The following is an 18,823-nucleotide window of genomic DNA, read 5'->3' on the forward strand; positions in this document are numbered from 1 at the left end:
CATCGTACCACCGGATTAGATAAAAGACAAAACATAGAAGAATTGTAGTGCGATGATATGCATACTCGTTATAGGTTGGAGGGAAAAGAGGGGAGTATTTGTATTTGCGATATAGAAATAAATCATAGGGTTAATAGCTCATATTGCTAATTGAGAAAATGATGGAGTAATATCGAGTCATGGAAATAAAAAACCACTGCTCATCTAATGTGATGTGCAATGGTTTTATTTTTATATTTGACTATTGGTTAATGTGTGAACCTCAGATAAATCCACTTACTCTGTACGCAGCTTCGGAGCCGCATCGGCCGCAGTTGATGATCTTTCCTGTTGTCTGGAAATGGCGAAGAGGGCCACCCAGATCAGGATAAAACCAAGCAGCTGCTCCCATGTAATCAGTGTACGGAAAGCAATCCAGTTCACCAACACACCTGCCATCGGGAAGCTAAGTTCTGCAAGTGTTGCAACAGATGCTTTGGTTGACGACAGACCTTTGTAATACAACAGAAGACTGAGCAAACCTGGTAACAATGCTTGGCCGAGAATGTTGAGGATGACAGCAGTCTGTTCACCCGTTCCGGACGGAAACGTCCATGCCGCACCTTCGTTCCACGTCATAAAGATCAGGAGCGGGAGAGCAACGACAAAGCGCAGGGAGGTGACCGTTTCATAACGCGCCTGCCCCAGCATCAATCTGCCCATAACGGTTGAACCTCCCCATAAGGCAGCAGCCCCAAGGGATAACAAGCTTCCAGCATGAATCCAGTTGTCCCAGTTACCTAATGGCAATGTGAAGCCAAATGTAAGCAGGTAGGTTCCTGCTAATGCTATGAAGAACAATCCACCGAAGCGACGAGGCAACGTTTCTTTTAATAACAGTTTAGCTAGCACGATAGCGAAGAGTGGTTGCATTTTTTGCAATAACAGCACCGTATTCGGATCGTTATGTGTAAGCGCCATGGTGAACAATACCGTTGCAAGTGCTGATCCTCCCCATGAGATAAAGATCACGGCAATCCAGTGGCGAGCGCGCAGGTTTTTCAGATCAGCCCGAAATTTCCACAGCACGGGTATGGCAATAAGACTGACGATGATGTGTTCCACCAGTACAATCTGCGTGGATGTCATCGTGTTTAGCAAAATAATGCGGAAGAGTGGGTCTACACCCCATAAGGCGGCGCCGAGAACTACAAGCCAGAATCCGGTATTACTTCGTTCCTTGCGGTAAACAGGTGATGCTGCTGATGTCTTTTCCATATTCAGGACTCCTTCGTCAGAACACGGAATCTTCAGTTGGCAAAATCGACAAAAGCCCCCGTTTTGGTATATACCAAATAAACGGGGGCTCATCCAAGGACATGCGTCAGGAAAGAGGCCTTCCCGTGAACGGCATGTCAATGTGTTGATCTTCTCTCATCCGGACTGTACCGTCGGCCTTGGATTCACACCAAGTCAGTCGCTAGATGTCCTTCGTTAAGAACAAATAGCGAGTCGCGGGCTGGTTCCGAAGAACATCACCGCCGGTTGGGAATTGCACCCTACCCCGAAGATCCTATTCAATTATATAGTGTGTTGAACAAGCTGTAACATTAATAAGTTCATCTTATTCCTGTAAGCGCTAGCAGTTCAAGCATTTTTTTTAGAAAACGATTTTCCAGCTTCCTTGCTGTCTGCGAAGGAGCACGATTTGACCTGCGTGATACGCATCATGGAGTACCCAGCGAGCTAGTTCGTGTGCCCATTTCTCTTCGGAGTCCATATATGCGGCTTCAAGATCTGACTCTTGTAGTGCAGCTAATTGATCTCGCAACTGTTGGGCTAATCGAGTTGTACCCTGTAGCAGTGTATTCCATCCGACTGCGTCCGTAGGATCTCCGGAATTCCCAAATGTGTATTCATTGGAGTCTACAGCAGGAAGGGTAGGCTCCTTACCTTGCATGCGACACAATAAGCGATGGTTGTAATAATACATATGGTTAACCAACTGCCAGATGCTTAATCCCCCTGCGGGTGGAATCCAGGCTGCTTGTTCTGCTGTAAGACCCTCCAAGGATTTCGACAAAGGTACAATCCAATTACATTGATCCCAGGTATCATCCTTTTGAATAAGTAACACATCTAGTGCTGTTGTTTTTGTCATTGCCTTTTCCTCCTTGCGTATAATTGTGATTTGTGATGTAACTAGCTAAAACTGATTAATAAGGTTACACTTAATATAACACATCAAAGATGAGTTGTAACCTTCTTTATATAATTAGATGGTTACACTGAACGGAGGTATATATGGACAGGTTATGGACCGATTTTGTAAACAGCGATTATCACGACTGGCGTGGGGGAGATCGATCGGAGGACAGACTGGGGAAGGCGAGCTGGCAGCAAGACTTTCTGGAACGATGGCAACTTAACGCTTCTGTTCCTGCATCTCCGGAAGATGAGTTGTCGATGAGAAACTTCAGGAATGAATTGATGGCTCTTGGAGCCCGCTTGTCTTCTGGAGAATCATTAACAGATATAGAAAAACAATGGTTGAACGGCGTTATGGAAGCAGGGCATGTGAGAAGAACATTGACTACAATTGATCAGGAACTGAAACTCCAACTGGTAGCTGTAGAAGCACATTGGCATCAGGTTATGGCTGAGGTGGCAGCTGACTTTGCTTTGACTTTGGTGGAGGGAGAAGCGGGGAGGATTCGGGTCTGTGATAATTCGGATTGTCGCTGGATGTTCTATGATGATACCAGAAGCAGAACACAGAAGTACTGTGATGATAAGATGTGTGGCAATCTGATGAAGGTTAGAAGATTTCGGGCGAAACGCAAATCCCAAAATTGATAAATACTAACAATAACTATATAATGTATATATACTAGCGAAAAAATAGTCAGAAGCAGTACAGATTCGTAAGCAGGATGTGATCGTCTTTCAAACCAAATTAGATGGGAGATGTGTCTTGTGAGGACAAGTTATCTGTTGAAAAATGGCTGTGTGTTGTCGATGGATGCTCGAATTGGACAGTATAAGCGGGCGGACGTTCTGATTCAGGATTCGCTGATCATGGCGATCCAGCCCGACCTGGATATTCCGGATGCGGAGGTCATTGATGCTTCATCGATGATTATTATGCCTGGGCTGGTGGACACGCATCGGCATATGTGGGAATCACTGGTCAAAACAGCGGGAACCAACTGGTCGTTACCAGTTTATTTGCAAAATCTCTATTATGGTGCGATGGGAAGCAAGCTCCGTCCACAAGATAGTTATATTGCCAACCTGCTCGGTTCCTTGGAAGCGCTTAACGCAGGAGTGACGACAGTAATGGATTGGAGCATGCCGTATTCCCCTGACCATACGGATGAACTGATTCGCGGACTTCAGGATGCTGGCATTCGGGCGGTATTTGCTCATGGAGTCCCTGGTGAGACGGACTACTGGAATCGGGATAGTCAACTCACGTATTCGAATAATGATGTGAGAAGAGTCAAAGAACGTTATTTTTCATCACGGGATCAATTACTTACCTATGGGTTTGCCATTCGTGGCCCAGAATTCAGTCATTGGGATACAACCGTGAAAGAGATCGAACTAGCACAAGAACTGGATGCAATCTGTTCCATGCATGCCGGATTTGGCAGTTGGGGATCTGTGGATCGCTCGATTAGTCACTTGTACGAAGCGGGACTGTTAAGTCCACGGGTGAATATCGTTCATGGTAACACTATGGGCATGGATGAATACAAAATGTTGGCAGATAGTGGCGCTTCCTTGTCGGTCACACCTGAGATTGAAATGATGATGGGTCATGGATATCCGGCCACCGGCTATTTTCTTGAACATGGGGGAACCCCTACACTTGGTGTAGATGTAGTGACGTCCACAGGCGGAGATATGTTCTCGCAGATGAAGTTTGCACTTCAGGCTGAACGATCCAGAGCTAATGAACAACTTCTGCAGCAGGGTGAGATGCCTGGTGAGTTGAACTTGCAGTCCAGCCAAGTGCTGAGATTTGCTACTTCAGCTGGTGCCCAAGCATTGGGATTGGAGCAGAAGGTGGGTACGTTGACCCCAGGGAAGGAAGCGGATCTGATCATGATTCGTACCACCGATCTGAATATGTTCCCCGTTCATGATCCAATCGGCGCTGTTGTGCAATTTGCCAATCCATCCAATGTGGATACGGTCTTTGTGGCAGGTAGACTCGTGAAGCGAGAGGGTAAGCTGTTGAATGTTGATCTGGATGCGATTCGTCATGCGGCGATGCAGAGCAAAGATTATTTGTTATCCCAATACCGGATGTCGGACGCGGAGAGAATCGCTTTTTCATAATTTACTTTTTCATAAAAGCCTATATAAGATCAGTTCGTATTTTCATATACACCTCTAGCTGTATAAAGAGGAAAGGAAGAGCCATATCATGCGATGTGGCTCTTTTACATGCCTTCATATCGTCGAATTAGACAGGATAAGGGAGGAAGATACAGCGGAAAAAGACGAAAAAAGCTCTCATTCTTGTAACTTCAGATAACAAGGGATTATAGATGTTTTTTATAAAAATTAAGGCTTATAAAAACTGCGCATAATATAAATTATACGCAGTTTTGTTTTAAATCCATTTTCATATTCAACCACGTGCAACAGATCATGATAATTTTCGCGGAAAAAGAACAAAATAAGTGATCTTCAAAAATAAATTTAATCAAGCAACGCGATAACGTGTAGAATTCGATAGGTTTTTATAGGTGATCGATAAGATAGAACAAATGACTTTTTCATAGAACAGATGGGAAGCCATCCAATCTCTGCTACATCCATAGCACATATTGCACATTCAAGATTCATGACGAGAGGAACATGACTATGCGTGAGAACGAACAACGATCTTCATTATTTCGTAAGAAACCAATTGCCTCCGGGGGCGATAACAACAGTGCATTGAAACGGGCGCTTGGTCCATTGGACTTAACCACACTTGGCGTAGGAGCTATTATTGGTACCGGGATTTTTGTGCTGACCGGTGTAGCTGCGGCAACGTATGCTGGCCCTGGCCTTGTACTGTCATTTTTACTGGCAGGTATCATATGTGCATTCGCAGCATTGTGTTACTCGGAATTTGCATCAAGCATACCGGCATCGGGTAGTGCGTACACGTATAGTTATACGGCTTTTGGCGAAGTGATTGCCTGGATTCTGGGATGGGATCTGATATTGGAGTATGGATTCGCGAGTGCGGCGGTAGCCAGCGGATGGTCTGGATATTTCCAAACGTTATTGTCCGGATTCGGGCTGGAGTTACCCCATGCGCTTACGAGTGCGTTCAGCCCGGAGAAAGGAACCTATTTTGACATCACGGCTGCGGTCATTACGTTAATTATCACTTTCCTGCTTACCCGAGGAGTGAAGGAAGCGGCTCGTGCGAACGGAATTATGGTTGCGATTAAGATTATTGTCGTGCTGATCTTTATTGGTGTAGGTGTCTTTTATGTAGAGCCAACCAACTGGCAGCCATTTTTGCCTTTTGGTATCTCAGGCGTAACAGCTGGAGCAGCAACCGTATTCTTTGCTTACATCGGATTTGATGCGGTCTCCACTGCGGCAGAAGAGGTTAAGCGGCCACAACGGGATTTGCCGATTGGGATTATTGCGTCACTGGCGATCTGTACTGTTCTCTACATTGTTGTATCGTTGATCCTCACAGGGATCGTGCCGTATAACATGTTGAATGTAAGTGATCCGGTTGCGTTTGCATTTGAATTTGTCCAGTTGAAGGGATTGTCCTGGATTGTATCTCTTGGAGCGATTGCCGGCATTACGACCGTATTGCTGGTCATGATGTATGGTCAGACACGTTTGCTCTATTCCATGTCTCGTGACGGACTGCTGTCTCCGGTCTTTTCCAAGGTTAGTGGCAAAAGTCAGACACCAGCGGTAGGGACATGGGTTGCAGGCATTATCGTGGCTTTGTTCTCCGGGTTCATCTCGTTGGGACATTTGGCGGAGCTTACGAACATCGGAACGTTGTTTGCTTTTGCAGTTGTAAGTCTGGGCATTATTGTGTTGCGTAAAAATAACCCGGATCTCAAACGCGGATTCCGCGTTCCACTTGTGCCACTGATTCCGATTCTGAGTGCCTTGGGTTGTGTATACTTGATGACACGCCTTGCGGCTCTGACATGGATTACGTTTTTTGCTTGGTTGATCATCGGATTGATCATTTACTTTGCGTATGGACGGCATTACAGTCATCTGAATCCGGCACGCCGCATCTCGAGTGCTTTCAGAGCGAAGGATAAATAGATTAGTCGAGTCTTTAACCGAGAACATCTTCATTTTTCCTCATTTCGTATCGCTTAGGCGAAGCGGGATGGGGATTTTTTTTATATAGAAAGATAAAGGATGATAACAGCAGGGGAAGGTTGGAATTTTCTTCATATATGGGTAAGTAATAAGGGGCGTAACCAACTTAATCAAGGAGTCGGGGTTGCGGCTAAGACAAATATGAAATATATTTGGGGATGTGACATGCCATCAGACATAAGAGAGGGGATGTATCATGAACACACCATTACATACGAATTCAGATCATCAAAATGCAGCTTTTGGGTTTGCTCTGGCTGACTCAGCCGTACTCACAGAGGCGAAATTACTTGTTTCACAACCAGGAATTGAAGACGAATTGCAGTTGGATATTGATCCGCAGCACCTTCTGAAGGATGGACGTAAGGTATCTGTCATTGCACAACAGTTGGATTCACCCGTCAATCGTCAGGATGCCAATATCATCTATGGTCAGGAGCTAGCATACGTGCAGTATGCTGTTAACCTGAAACCGGATAGCACAATCTCCATTGTTTCTTTTGAGGGGGTTGAACAGCCTGTTGATCTGGGTTGGTCAGCATTTGCAGAAGGGGAATACGAACTTCGAATCTCCCTGCATATGAAAACACCTCGTATTGCTGAAGGTGCACTCGAACCTGAACAGCTTGCAATGGTTAAGTACGCGCAAGTTATCACTGTATATATATCGCTTTTCCCGGCAGAAGCAGCGTCGTTGAGTTCACCATCTCAAGCTGTGTGGAGCAGAAACCATCATGTGTTTGACTCCTACGGGAGAGGAGGATTTATTCTCGCTGACCTGCCTCGACTCGCTAAGCGTGTGGAGGAACTGATTGGACCAGGTAACCATAATCTGATCGAACAATTTGCGGAAGGGGAACTGTCGGATACGTTGCTGGAAGAGGGGCTGATGGCGATCGCCTGGGGCGTGACTCCGTGGTGTTATTCACTCTATTCTGCACCAGATGAGCAGTCTGCTCGAATACTTGCTGTGGACAAGCTGGACGATGTACCTGAACGGCAAGGGATCTACCGTATTGATCCGTCCATTCAACAATTAAGTATCGTACCTGCGAATGAGTTGGCTTACTGGCCTGCCTGCGTTCAGAGCGATTGGCCTGTTATTGATGTGGCTGGTGAAGGCGAGACGTTGCATATGGATTTATATACTCAGATCTGTGAATCCGTGAATGGTCTGCACGAGAATCCATTGCCATCGTTTGTACTTACTCGTAGTCAGGGTAAACCTGAGGCGATCATTCCGCTGATTGACGTTGTCATTGTGGATGAAGCGTAGAGCACTGTTTAATTTATAAAGAACCGAATCGAGGTGACGTAGACAGATGATGACTGAGGAGATCCAGGAGCAATATGCGGACGAGCTAGAAGCTTTTCACATATGGATGAAGGACGCCGGATATACAGGCCATACGGTAAAATCATACACGGGTGACGTGGTGGAATTCCTGGTCTCCATTCAAGGAAAGTCACTGGAGCAGGTCAAAAAGCTGCATGTGTTGTCATTTCTGTCCCGCGCGCGGGAGCGTGGGGTTAGTGATGCCACGAGAAATCGCAAACATGCGGCGGTGAACTGTTTTTACAAGTCCCTCATTGAACTAGAATTGTTAACCAATAATCCGGCGTTTGGGATCAAAAAATCCAAAACCGAGAAAAACCGTGCGCCCGTTTTCCTTGATGAAAGTGGGTTGACACGTTTTCTGAAGTCGGTAGAAGGCAAGTATCGTACACGTAATTTGGCTGTTTTTCTGCTGATGGGATATATGGGATTACGGGTTGGAGAAGTGCATGCTCTGGATTGCAAAGACTATAACGCGGAGCGGCGTACATTGGATGTATTCGGTAAAGGCCGGAAATGGCGCTCGCTTCCTGTACCGGAGACTGTGGCAAACGTGTTATCTCAAGCGATGGCTGAGCGTCTCGATCCTTGGCGGCCAAAAGAGGAAGCGTTATTTGTCTCCCAGAAAGGGAAGAGACTGTCGATTCGCAGCATCCAGCTCATATCTACAGAAACCTTTGAACGTTTCCAGAAGGAATCACCAGTCAATCAACGTCAAAACTACTCCAGTCATAAGCTGCGTCACTCCTTCGCGACCATGATGTTACGGCGTGGAGCCGACCTGCGTACCGTGCAGGAGCTACTTGGTCACGCATCGATTCAAACAACAACCGTGTACACACACGTCACCAGTAGGGAGAAAGAAGAGGCTATGGCTCTGCTGGACGTTAAACTTCCCGCATTTGGGTTGAACAATTAGCTATTGAATAATTAGATTTAGAGAAGCCTGTCCAAGTGACAGGCTTTTTGAGTTCTCAAATACTGAATTATGCGATACCTCTCACCCCTGGCATGAATTGGAATACTTTATGTAAAGAAGTTAGGGGATGCCAAAGATTAAACTGCATGTGAGGGGAGGGGATAACATGGCTACTTTATCAACTGGACCGATTGAGAATAATCCAGTTAGTGGCGTAAGGCCAACACAACAGTTGACGATTAAGATCGATAATAGAGATCTGGTCAATAATGCGAGTATCTTAATTCAAGGTTATTATCTGAATGGAATCAGAACTCTATACGCACTTGAACTTATTAGTATAAATCCGAATCAAGCAATAACGAAGAACTACTTTGCAAACCTGGATGTATTTGAATTTATCTTTACAACAAGTGGTCTCGCAGAGCAGCAAGTAGAAATATCAGTTTGGGGAAAAAATTCTGCCGGGCAGCTTGTAACGCCCCATCGTATTGTATCTTCAGAACTGTTAGGTGCAAACGAGTCCACGGGAGTTACCGGGGTGACTGGTGCAACTGGTGTAACCGGAGTAACTGGAGTAACTGGAGTAACTGGAGTTATTGGTGCGACTGGAGTGACTGGGGCAACTGGAGATACAGGAGTAACTGGTACAACAGGAGTCACTGGAGTCACTGGAGTCACTGGAGTTACTGGTGTAACTGGAGCAACAGGAACCACTGGAGAAACTGGAGCCACAGGAGCAACTGGGGCAACAGGAGTAACTGGAGTTACCGGAGTAACTGGAGTAACCGGAGTAACTGGTGAAACTGGAGCTACTGGAGCAACCGGGGAAACTGGAGTAACTGGAGTAACCGGAGCAACCGGAGCAACTGGAGCCACAGGAGCAACTGGAGCCACAGGAGCAACTGGGGCAACAGGAGTAACTGGAGTTACCGGAGTCACTGGAGTCACTGGAGTTACTGGTGTAACTGGAGCAACAGGAACCACTGGAGTAACTGGAGAAACTGGAGCAACAGGAACCACTGGAGTAACTGGAGAAACTGGAGCCACAGGAGCTACTGGAGTAACTGGAGCCACAGGAGCAACTGGGGCAACAGGAGTAACTGGAGTTACCGGAGTTACTGGAGTAACTGGTGTAACCGGAGTAACTGGTGAAACAGGAGCAACAGGAACCACTGGAGCCACAGGAGCAACAGGAACCACTGGAGCCACAGGAGCAACTGGAGCAACTGGAGTTACCGGTGCAACTGGAGCAACTGGAGTTACCGGAGTGACTGGAGTGACTGGTGCAATTGGAGATACTGGAGTAACTGGTACAACAGGAGTCACTGGAGTTACTGGTGTAACCGGAAATACTGGTGTAACTGGAGCAACCGGTGAAACTGGAGCTACTGGTACAGTAGACCCTACCGTAACTATAGTGGGAGTAGGCCCAAATGTTAGTTCTGAATTTAGTGAATTAAGAACAAGTGAAAAAACACCGATTATTGAATTAACTTCGGTATATGGCCTATCTAATCTAAGAGACATCGTCTCTACTTTGGGTGCTGCAACGGTTGGAACCAACAACACAGAGTTTCAACTAACCACGACAGCATCTGGAGCAGATACGGCAATACTTCAAAGCTCAGAACGGGGAAGGTATGAGTCAGGGTATGCTGGAGAAGCGGGAATCGGTGTGCGATTGCCTGTTGCCCCTACAGGAACACAAGTGGTAAGATGGGGGCTTTTTGATGACCAAAATGGTTTGTTTTTTGGCCAGAGTGTGGCAAACGGAATTTTTGTAGCAGTCAGAAGAGCAGGAACTGACACGATTATTCCTCAAGCTTCCTGGAACGTTGATAAATTAGATGGAACCGGTCCTAGCGGAGCTACACTTAGTCTGGCTAAGGGGAATATATTTCAAATTTTATTTACTTGGTACGGTTATGGAGTCATTGAGTTTAGAGTTGTTATTCCTGATCCTACGACTTTAGCGCAGGAAGTAATTACCGTTCAACGATTCTCACCAAGCGGGCAAACAAGCTTGGCCGACCCTAATCTTCCTCTTCGTGCTGAAATCTCGAATAATGGAACAGCATCTGCACTTAATTTATTTGTTGGAGGAAGACAATATAGCATTGTGGGCAGATATAGTCCGGTATTCAGAATTACTTCTGAAAGAAGAACCGTAACTGCAACCGGGACTCTTACACCAATTTTGTCCTTCCAAAGAAAAGCAACTTTCCCGGCAGGTTCAGGCCGAACGAATTCAGTCAGTGTAAAACTTGAAGGGATCGACCTTGTAACCTCAGACGATATATACTACCAGATCATATTAGGCGGAACCATTAATGGAGCCTTTGCGACGTATCCAACGGCAACGACGAATATTCCAAACTCGGAGACAGGTCTGTTAGTAAATAGCACGCTAACGACAATGACTGGAGGTCAGGTACTACTACAAGGCTTAGCAGCTGGCGTAGAAGGCAGTGCCAGAATTTTAGCTTCTGCGTCATTATTGGATTTTCAATTACCAGACACTGAATTTGTCACGCTGGCTGTAGCTAACTTAAGTGGTGGTACGAATTCTGTCACCGCAACCTTTAGTGTCACTGAAGAATGGTAGTTAATAAAAGCGGGGAGAAGAATATTTACTTCTTCTCCCTCTTTCTGCAAAGGAGGAGAAACATTGTCAGATATTATCATCTCCAATATTGGGCCAAATGTCAGTTCGCAATTCGATGAGTTGCGTGTAGCACAAAAAACTCCAATTGTGGAGCTAACCTCTGTGTATGGTTTATCGATCCTTAGAGATGCAGTTACGACTACTGGTGCTGGCACGGTTACAAATAACGCGACTGAGTATAATTTGAGCAACTCTGTCAGTGGCGTAGACTCAGCCATTTTAGAAAGTGTATTGCGAGGACGATATGAACCGGGTTATGCAGGAGAGGCGGGGATAGGGGTTCGAATTCCGTCTCTGCCAATAGGTAACCAAGTGGCGCAATGGGGATTATTTGATACTCAAAACGGAGCCTTTTTTGGAGTGAACAGTACTACGGTGTTTGTAACCGTGCTTAGAGCAGGAGTTGATACGACAGTTCCTCAAAGCTTATGGAATGTAGATCCATTAAACGGGACAGGACCAAGCGGAGCTACACTAAACTTATCAAAAGGGAACATATACCAAATTGTGTTTACATGGTATGGTTACGGAGTGATTGAATTTAGAGTGGTTATCCCTGATCCCGTAACGTTAGCCCAAGAGGTAATTACCGTTCATCGATTCTCCCCAACAGGGCAAACAAGCTTTGTTGATCCAAATCTTCCGTTAAGAGCACAAGTTGCTAATAATGGAACCGGTGCTGCTTATAGTATATTTGTGGGTGGAAGACAATATAGTATTATCGGCAAATATGAACCAACCTATAGAGTAACTTCCGAAAGAAGAAGAATAACAAATGTTACATCAACGTTAACACCCGTAATTTCATTTACAAGAAAAGCTGTGTTTCCAGCGGGTTCGGCTAGAACGAATTCGGTTCAGGTGAATTTGGAAGAAATCAATGTTATTTCATCCGTAGATCTAAGTTACCAAGTGCTTGTGGGAGGGACGTTAAATGGAGCTTTTGTTAATTTTCCCACAGCTACAACGATTATTCCTGATAGCGAGACCGCACTACTAGTCAACAATACCTCTACAACAATTACAGGTGGAGAAGTGGTGTTTCAAGGCATTACAGGAGGGGGAGCAGGGAATACCAAAATATTGGCCTCTCAAGAACTTTTGGATTTCACTCTTCCGGAGAATCAGGTTGTAACTTTAGCCATATTGAATATTGGTGGTCCAGGCTCGAACACAGTTGATGTGGTATTTAGAGTAACTGAGAGTTGGTAATTAGTAATTAGTAATACCCTGTAGCTGTAGACATTGAATGATTCAAAATCCAGAAATCAAAAAAATGTTCAAAGATTAGAATTGACGGAATAAATGTTATGTAAACTAAATAAAAATTAGAAAAAAAATAACCACCTGAATACTCCTTAATACAGGAATACAGGTGGTTATTTTTTATACGTGGATTACTCCAATCCAGCGATCTGTTCTTTTAATTTGTTAGCAGATGCCTGGAAAGCCACTTTCTCGGATTCATTCAACGGAAGAGGCAGAATCTCGCGCACACCGTTGCGATCGACTACACATGGAACACCCAGATAAACATCCGATACGCCATTGTAATCTTCAAGCAACGTGGATACGTTCAGAACGGAGCCTTCGTTGCCGAGAATTGCAGCTACAATGCGGTCCAGAGCAAGTGCGATTGCATAGGAAGTTGCTCCTTTGGCATTAATAATCTCATACGCTGCATTTTTGGTACGGTCGAAGATATCCTGTTGTGTTTCTTCATCCAATTCCAGATCTGTTCCTGCAACGTTAGCCAGGCTCCATACCGGTACTTCGGAATCTCCATGCTCACCAATAATATGTGCGTGAATACTACGCGGGTCGATCCCTTTATTCTTACCAATCAGGTAACGGAAACGTGCGCTGTCGAGCAATGTACCTGAACCGATGACACGGGAAGCAGGCCATCCACTTTGTTTCCATGAAGTATAGGACAAAATATCTACAGGATTGGTTGCAATCAGTAAAATACCATGAGAATTCACTTCAGTAATACGTTCAATGATATCTTTGAAAATGCTTGCATTTTTCTTCAGCAGATCAATCCGGGTTTCGCCCGGCTTCTGGGAAGCACCCGCTGTAATAATAATGATATCTGCATCTTTGCAGTCGGAATAATCGCCAGCCCATACTTTCACGCCTCCCGTAAATGGAAGACCGTGGTTCATATCGAGCATTTCTCCTGTTGCTTTATCATGATTCACATCCACAAATACCAACTCGGACGAACGCTGTCTCAACATTAGCGTGTATCCCGTTGTTGTTCCCACCGCACCCATGCCTACAATCACGACACGACTTGGTTTCAGAGCTGCACTATTTGTCATGTTCATATCCTCTCCTTTTTGGGTTATACTCCCATCCATATTAAGGGATTAGAGAGTATAAAGCGAGTGTTGTCTATAAAATAGTTCACATTTCATGTCTTTTTACCAATTATTCCGTCGAAAAACAGTTTAGGATAAAATTAATGGTAATAAATGTGCGACATCTAGCCTAGAGCATCAGCTGGAAAAAGGGAGCGGGCAGCGCATACGTAGCCAATGAGCCTTTTACATAAGGTTTGTGGTAGAATAGGAGCAGTGGATTCTGATGAATCGTAAATAAAACGCCATAGGACAGGCATGCGCGCCTGTATATTGGATGAGAGAGGTGGAACCCACTTGCGTTCGCAATGGATTAAAATCGCGCAGACAGCATTGCTGTCTATAGGTATAGCAGCTTTATTGGCTGCATGCACCGACTCAGATCAACCTCCGGTAGCAGAACCTCCGCAGCAGCAGGAGGACGCCGGGAATACAGGGCAGACATTAACTGTCGTTCCCCCTGTGAACAGTACAGAAGCTGCAGATATGGCCAAGTACCAAATACAGACCCGTTTGACCGATTTTCAGTTGCTCAATGACAACGGAGGATTGGCGTGGGGTGTGACGCGGAATGCGCTGCGTCTGTACTACACTCAGGATCAGGGAAAGACCTGGACCAATATTTCACCTTCGGAAAATGTACAATTTCCGGCTAACCCTAAATATGGACAAAGCATTTATTTTGTAGATCGTGCACATGGTTGGATTGTTCGTGAAGGCATGGGTGGAACAGATACCATGGTGCTTCGCACCAACAATGGGGGCGTAACTTGGAGCCTGTCTTCTCTGTCCAAAACGGATAAAGTGACCGCGATCTCATTTGTATCTCCTGAGAAAGGCTGGATTCTCACCACGGTTGATACCGCTATTGGTAAACAGGACAAGAAACTTTACTTCACCGAGGACGGTGGAATCACTTGGAACCGCATGTCATCCAGTGATGAAGACGGCAAACAGGAAGCAGAAGAGATTTCCAAACGTGGATACACAACGGGGATGACTTTCTCGGATCCAAAGCATGGTTTCTTAACAGCGCTTGAGTTCGGTACACCGAAGTTGTATGTAACATCAGACGGCGGAGAGAACTGGGATACTGGACCATCCTTTTTTGATCGAAACAAATTCAACGGGTGTGGTAATTTCAGTGTTAGTTCACCACAATTTTTTGGACGTGAAGCGCAGTCAGCCTGGATATCAATGTCCTGTTCCCAAGGGGAGAGCACGACATTCAATGGATTCTTTACCACCGATGGAGGAAAGAGCTGGAAGCTGTCCAATTTCACTTTAAACAAACAAACGGGTCCGAATCGTAACCTTTCACCGGTATTTCTGAACGCTTTAGAAGGTTGGGCGATGCAAAAGGGCATAACCTACTACACCAAGGATGCGGGAAAAACATGGAGCGCTCTTCCTTCAAGTAGTGTACTGGAGAAAATTCTCGAAGACTATCCTGAAATTGTGAAGATGCAGATGGTTACCTCCAAGCTTGGCTGGATACTGGTTGAAAATACAGATGCTAAAAGATCGTTGTTATTGCAAACGGTGGACGGCGGTGTACATTGGAAAGTGCTTTAAAAGTAGAGTGTTGTAGATGTGAATAGATAAGGAAAGTGAGGAGCCAGGGGGTTCCTTTTCTTTTTTTGTTTAGTTTGTGAAATAAATCACAATTTAATCTGTTAAAAGGTGATATATTTAACTCAACAAGAGAAGGAGTGATGAAGATGAGAACCAACGGTCAGACTCAATTCACGCAGGCGGACGATTTAACCAGATATATGCTTCAATTATGCTACACATGTGACGATGCCAATCGTTGTACAACAGAGGAAGCGGTGAAGGCTTGCATGGCAGAACACGCACAGGCAGACCAGCCCGAACCAGCCGAAGGTGGAGATGTAACTCGCGGGTTTATGGACTTGATGTACGCTTAGTAATCAAAACGGATCAAAGAAGGCTGATATATCAACGTTTTGCCCCTGAAGTACCCCCCCTTAGAATAGGACATTGGAAAGACCTCTGGGTTTAGCCGATGAAATTCTAGGGGGTGTATTTTTTTATGGCGATTAAAGGACACTTTGAAAGTGTTATCTCGGTTGTTATCACGATTACTATTGTAATAGGAACGTTAGCAACTGAATCAGTTATTTATTCCGCGACATCTACGAATGACTTTGGCCCTCTGGCACCACAGATTATCACATTTCCAGCAAAAGATTTCAATCCACCACTCTTACTACAATTGACGTACACTGCTTTTATAGGCACTAGCCTGGTACCTGTTATTCGTGTAGGTCCTGAGAACTTCGATTGGTTCATTGTCTCAGACTAATCTGAACAAAAAGGATAATTATGGTTATATAGGAACAAATCCGATATCATCGGTAAATATGACTTCACTGGCATAAAGCTGGAGGAGTCATTTTTTTATTATTTGGATTTCAAATCCCAAAAATGTTAAAGTTAGGATATCCTACAGAAAAGAGGGGAATACTTAAATGGAAACTAAAGCAAATGGAGTTCTCAAAAATTTGACTTACCTTGTTTTAATTATTGTTTTATTCGCAGTTGGATCTATGTTACTCAATAACCAACTTACGCAAGCCAGAACGAGATTTGATGTTAGTCCTTTTTTGATAACAATTATACCAATTGTTTTCTTCGGAGGTATTGGTGTGGTTCTTGGATTAATGATTAGAGGACAATTGAGATCAACAAAACAACAGGACACATCGGGTTTCCTACTGATAACTTTACCGGCTCTTATTGTTTCTTTAAGTTATGTATGGGCCTCATTTGGATGGTTAAATGATTCTGTATATCAATATATTGTTGTTAATGACTATTTAGTGATTGTGGCTAGTGTAATCTTAGGATTCTCTATAATGTCAGCTTTACCAAAGAAAATTTAGGGTAATATCGGAAATTAGTTGGAAAGGTTCTCAGTAAAAATCCAACTTCTAATACTTTTAATTATATTACAGGCTGGGGTTATGTAAATTGGTATCCTGACTCAACCGTTTCAGGTCCTAGAGGTAACTCTGAAGCAACTGTAACTGCTACAGGTATGGGCTCGGACTACAAGTTATTCTTATTCTATGCATTAACTAAATAATTGGACTTATAAATTATGAACGAGCTCCACTACTAAAAGTTAGTGGGGCTCTATTTTTAATTATAGAGTTTTATCAAGCAGCGTGTCCGGCTCTTGTTTGTCTGCAGCTCAGCAGTAGCCTTGCGGCCTAGTAAACGTTTGAGAATCCGGACCGCTTGATAATACTTATCTGCCCCATTCCTATAAATGTATGTGATGTCTCCCGCGCTGTTATACTTCCAAGGTAAAGTTATCTCCAATAGAACAATTCTGTTTTTTTCTGGAATTTATGACCGGTAGTATAATTGGGCTTAATGAAATATCTCCTGAATTGAATACATAAATAGAGCAGGAGGGATTACCTCACTGCTCTTTCTTTTTATTTGGTCGTATATTCACTTACTTCAAACGTTAGAATTTTATCGAATATCACGTAATTTGTACGCTTACTAAATGGACCTTTGTTGTTGCTGTATTTGTTGATGGCGAACTTGGCCGGTCCAGCTCCTCCATCACGAGCATCATACCAGTTGAGGAATGCATTTACCTCACTCATTGGAAGATCGTATTCTTTCTCTAAACCAGTTGTCAATGTGACTACTAGGATAGCACGATCCCCAGATGGTTGTTCTGGTTCAGTTTACAGCCCTCAACTAAATGCCGTCGAGGGATTATGGAAATGGCTGAAATCCGATGTAATTAACAACGTCTTCTACCACAAAGTGACTGAAATTCGCATCAACGTAGAGCAATTCATGAACGAGATTATGCAAGTGCCTTTGACAATCATAGATCTGCTCTGCGTCAGGTTCTAGCGAGTCGTTTCTTTAGTTCCATCTAAATAGAACTCAGATGAGAAGCAATAAATCAGCTTGTACAACTACAAACGTATGTGAGAGAAAATTATAGTAAGATGGATCTGATGTACGCTTAGACTAATGATTCATGGAGAACGCTCCTGCGGGAGTGTTCTTTTTGATTTGTTGATAAATGTATGCGTTTTTAAATTCACTTCGCAAATATTGTAGCATGGGTTATTATAGAAATAATTAAGGTGATTTACTCAAAATGTGGAATTCGTGATAAAGGTCCGAAATAGCAGAAAGGATAAAAGTATGAATATTCAAGATCTCCCAATTGAAATAAAAGAACATATAGGGGAAGTCCAGAAAATCACTTTTCCTAAGCAAGGTCATACTTCTACTGTGGCTATTCTGGATACGTTCGACCAAAAGTACATCATCAAAAAGACAGAAAACGATCTTTATAATGAATGGTTATTAGATGAATATAAGGTGCTCCAATACCTTTACCATACGGGACTCCCTGTTCCAAAGGTTTATTCATTTCATACTGAGGACACATCGAGATGGCTTCTGATGGATTATATTGATGGAATAAGTTTAAGAGAATTTCTCTCTAAGATGCCTGACCTCCAGAGTAAAGAAAAAGCGATTTTTAACTTTGGGCTTTGTCTAAAGAAAATACATGAATGCTCTTGTCCTGTTGAATTATTGAACAATGACACTCCTTGGCTAGATACAATGCTTAATAAAGCAGAATATAATCTAACTCACTTTGCTGTAGACGGATCAGAAGAACTACTTCAACAGTTAAAAGAAGCAAAACCAAAACCAATAGAAAACACTTTCATTCATGGAGATTTTACTATAGATAATGTGCTAGTTAATGATTGCAATATTGTTGGAGTTATTGACTGGGAAGGAGCAGCTTACGGCGATCCAAGATATGATGTAGCATTAGCCATTAGACCAAAATATAATGCGTTTGATAATGAAAGAGATAGAGAAATATTTTATAACGGGTATGGAAAGTCAAGAATAACGGATGAAGAGTATAATTATTTTGAAGACGGGATATATAACTTCTTTTAGTCTGGCTATAAATTGTTCTTTCAGATTAAAAAATGTTCCGTTTCAGTCATTTGAATCTTGATCTGTTGAGTGCATTAGAGAAGTAAGTTCACACGAACACAACCGCACGCACTATCCACATAGCAACTAGCGATTGAGCTTAATTCGGAGGAAGTCGTGAACTCAAGACCTGTATACGATAACTTTAAGCAAAG

16 protein-coding genes, 1 pseudogene and 1 riboswitch are annotated in these 18,823 nt (G+C 43.8%); of the genes and pseudogenes, 13 read left to right on the forward strand and 4 right to left on the reverse strand.

Annotated elements, in window-relative coordinates; genetic code table 11:
• Positions 1 to 276 precede the first annotated feature (276 nt).
• Entirely contained in the window at positions 277 to 1,257 is a 981-nt protein-coding gene (locus MKX68_RS24110; RefSeq protein ID WP_047843351.1) for a DMT family transporter, read from the reverse strand.
• A gap of 144 nt (positions 1,258 to 1,401) precedes the next feature.
• Positions 1,402 to 1,555, reverse strand: a riboswitch (FMN riboswitch).
• Positions 1,556 to 1,639: 84 nt separating this feature from the next.
• Entirely contained in the window at positions 1,640 to 2,140 is a 501-nt protein-coding gene (locus MKX68_RS24115) for a DinB family protein (RefSeq protein ID WP_340914299.1), read from the reverse strand.
• Between the two features lie 143 nt (positions 2,141 to 2,283).
• Here MKX68_RS24115 and MKX68_RS24120 point away from each other — a divergent pair, with 143 nt between their 5' ends.
• The 7 genes from MKX68_RS24120 to MKX68_RS24150 all read left to right on the forward strand — a co-directional run bounded on the left by MKX68_RS24120 (position 2,284) and on the right by MKX68_RS24150 (position 12,489).
• Positions 2,284 to 2,835, forward strand: a complete 552-nt coding sequence (locus MKX68_RS24120) for a CGNR zinc finger domain-containing protein (RefSeq protein WP_340914300.1) — start codon at positions 2,284 to 2,286, stop codon at positions 2,833 to 2,835.
• Between the two features lie 111 nt (positions 2,836 to 2,946).
• Positions 2,947 to 4,326: an amidohydrolase family protein gene (locus tag MKX68_RS24125; protein WP_340914301.1), complete on the forward strand. Its 1,380-nt coding sequence runs from the start codon at positions 2,947 to 2,949 to the stop codon at positions 4,324 to 4,326.
• A gap of 531 nt (positions 4,327 to 4,857) precedes the next feature.
• On the forward strand, positions 4,858 to 6,294 hold the full coding sequence (locus MKX68_RS24130) for an amino acid permease (protein WP_339783304.1): 1,437 nt from the start codon (positions 4,858 to 4,860) through the stop codon (positions 6,292 to 6,294).
• Between the two features lie 256 nt (positions 6,295 to 6,550).
• Positions 6,551 to 7,630 carry a hypothetical protein gene (locus MKX68_RS24135; RefSeq protein ID WP_340914303.1) on the forward strand — a complete coding sequence of 360 codons (1,080 nt, stop codon included), beginning with the start codon at positions 6,551 to 6,553 and terminating at the stop codon, positions 7,628 to 7,630.
• Positions 7,631 to 7,676: 46 nt separating this feature from the next.
• Positions 7,677 to 8,609, forward strand: a complete 933-nt coding sequence (locus MKX68_RS24140; protein WP_340914304.1) for a tyrosine-type recombinase/integrase — start codon at positions 7,677 to 7,679, stop codon at positions 8,607 to 8,609.
• 166 nt (positions 8,610 to 8,775) lie between these two features.
• Positions 8,776 to 11,217, forward strand: coding sequence for a hypothetical protein (locus MKX68_RS24145; protein WP_340914305.1), 2,442 nt, complete (start codon positions 8,776 to 8,778; stop codon positions 11,215 to 11,217).
• A 63-nt stretch (positions 11,218 to 11,280) separates the two neighbouring features.
• Entirely contained in the window at positions 11,281 to 12,489 is a 1,209-nt protein-coding gene (locus tag MKX68_RS24150) for a hypothetical protein (RefSeq protein ID WP_340914306.1), read from the forward strand.
• 185 nt (positions 12,490 to 12,674) lie between these two features.
• On the opposite strand, the gene MKX68_RS24155 is transcribed toward MKX68_RS24150, so the two are convergent.
• Positions 12,675 to 13,604: an L-lactate dehydrogenase gene (locus MKX68_RS24155; protein ID WP_338587177.1), complete on the reverse strand. Its 930-nt coding sequence runs from the start codon at positions 13,602 to 13,604 to the stop codon at positions 12,675 to 12,677.
• Between the two features lie 336 nt (positions 13,605 to 13,940).
• Here MKX68_RS24155 and MKX68_RS24160 point away from each other — a divergent pair, with 336 nt between their 5' ends.
• From MKX68_RS24160 to MKX68_RS24175, 4 genes are all read left to right on the forward strand, one after another.
• Positions 13,941 to 15,218 carry a WD40/YVTN/BNR-like repeat-containing protein gene (locus MKX68_RS24160; RefSeq protein ID WP_338587176.1) on the forward strand — a complete coding sequence of 426 codons (1,278 nt, stop codon included), beginning with the start codon at positions 13,941 to 13,943 and terminating at the stop codon, positions 15,216 to 15,218.
• Positions 15,219 to 15,364: 146 nt separating this feature from the next.
• Complete coding sequence (locus MKX68_RS24165; protein ID WP_278294679.1) at positions 15,365 to 15,574, forward strand: hypothetical protein; 210 nt, start codon at positions 15,365 to 15,367, stop codon at positions 15,572 to 15,574.
• 125 nt (positions 15,575 to 15,699) lie between these two features.
• Positions 15,700 to 15,972 carry a hypothetical protein gene (locus tag MKX68_RS24170; RefSeq protein ID WP_340914307.1) on the forward strand — a complete coding sequence of 91 codons (273 nt, stop codon included), beginning with the start codon at positions 15,700 to 15,702 and terminating at the stop codon, positions 15,970 to 15,972.
• Positions 15,973 to 16,138: 166 nt separating this feature from the next.
• A complete protein-coding gene (locus tag MKX68_RS24175; RefSeq protein ID WP_127550656.1) occupies positions 16,139 to 16,552 on the forward strand; it encodes a hypothetical protein in 414 nt (137 codons plus the stop codon).
• Positions 16,553 to 17,113: 561 nt separating this feature from the next.
• Here MKX68_RS24175 and MKX68_RS24180 read toward each other — a convergent pair.
• Positions 17,114 to 17,326 (reverse strand): galactose oxidase, encoded by a 213-nt coding sequence (locus MKX68_RS24180; RefSeq protein WP_340914308.1) that lies wholly within the window; start codon positions 17,324 to 17,326, stop codon positions 17,114 to 17,116.
• Positions 17,327 to 17,375: 49 nt separating this feature from the next.
• Between MKX68_RS24180 and MKX68_RS24185 the strand changes: the two are divergent.
• Positions 17,376 to 17,549, forward strand: a pseudogene (locus MKX68_RS24185) (IS630 family transposase); the annotation flags it as partial.
• A gap of 300 nt (positions 17,550 to 17,849) precedes the next feature.
• Complete coding sequence (locus MKX68_RS24190) at positions 17,850 to 18,629, forward strand: phosphotransferase family protein (protein ID WP_340914309.1); 780 nt, start codon at positions 17,850 to 17,852, stop codon at positions 18,627 to 18,629.
• The last annotated feature ends 194 nt before the right edge of the window (positions 18,630 to 18,823 follow it).

Source organism: Paenibacillus sp. FSL M8-0212 (assembly GCF_038004645.1).
Lineage (GTDB): Bacteria > Bacillota > Bacilli > Paenibacillales > Paenibacillaceae > Paenibacillus.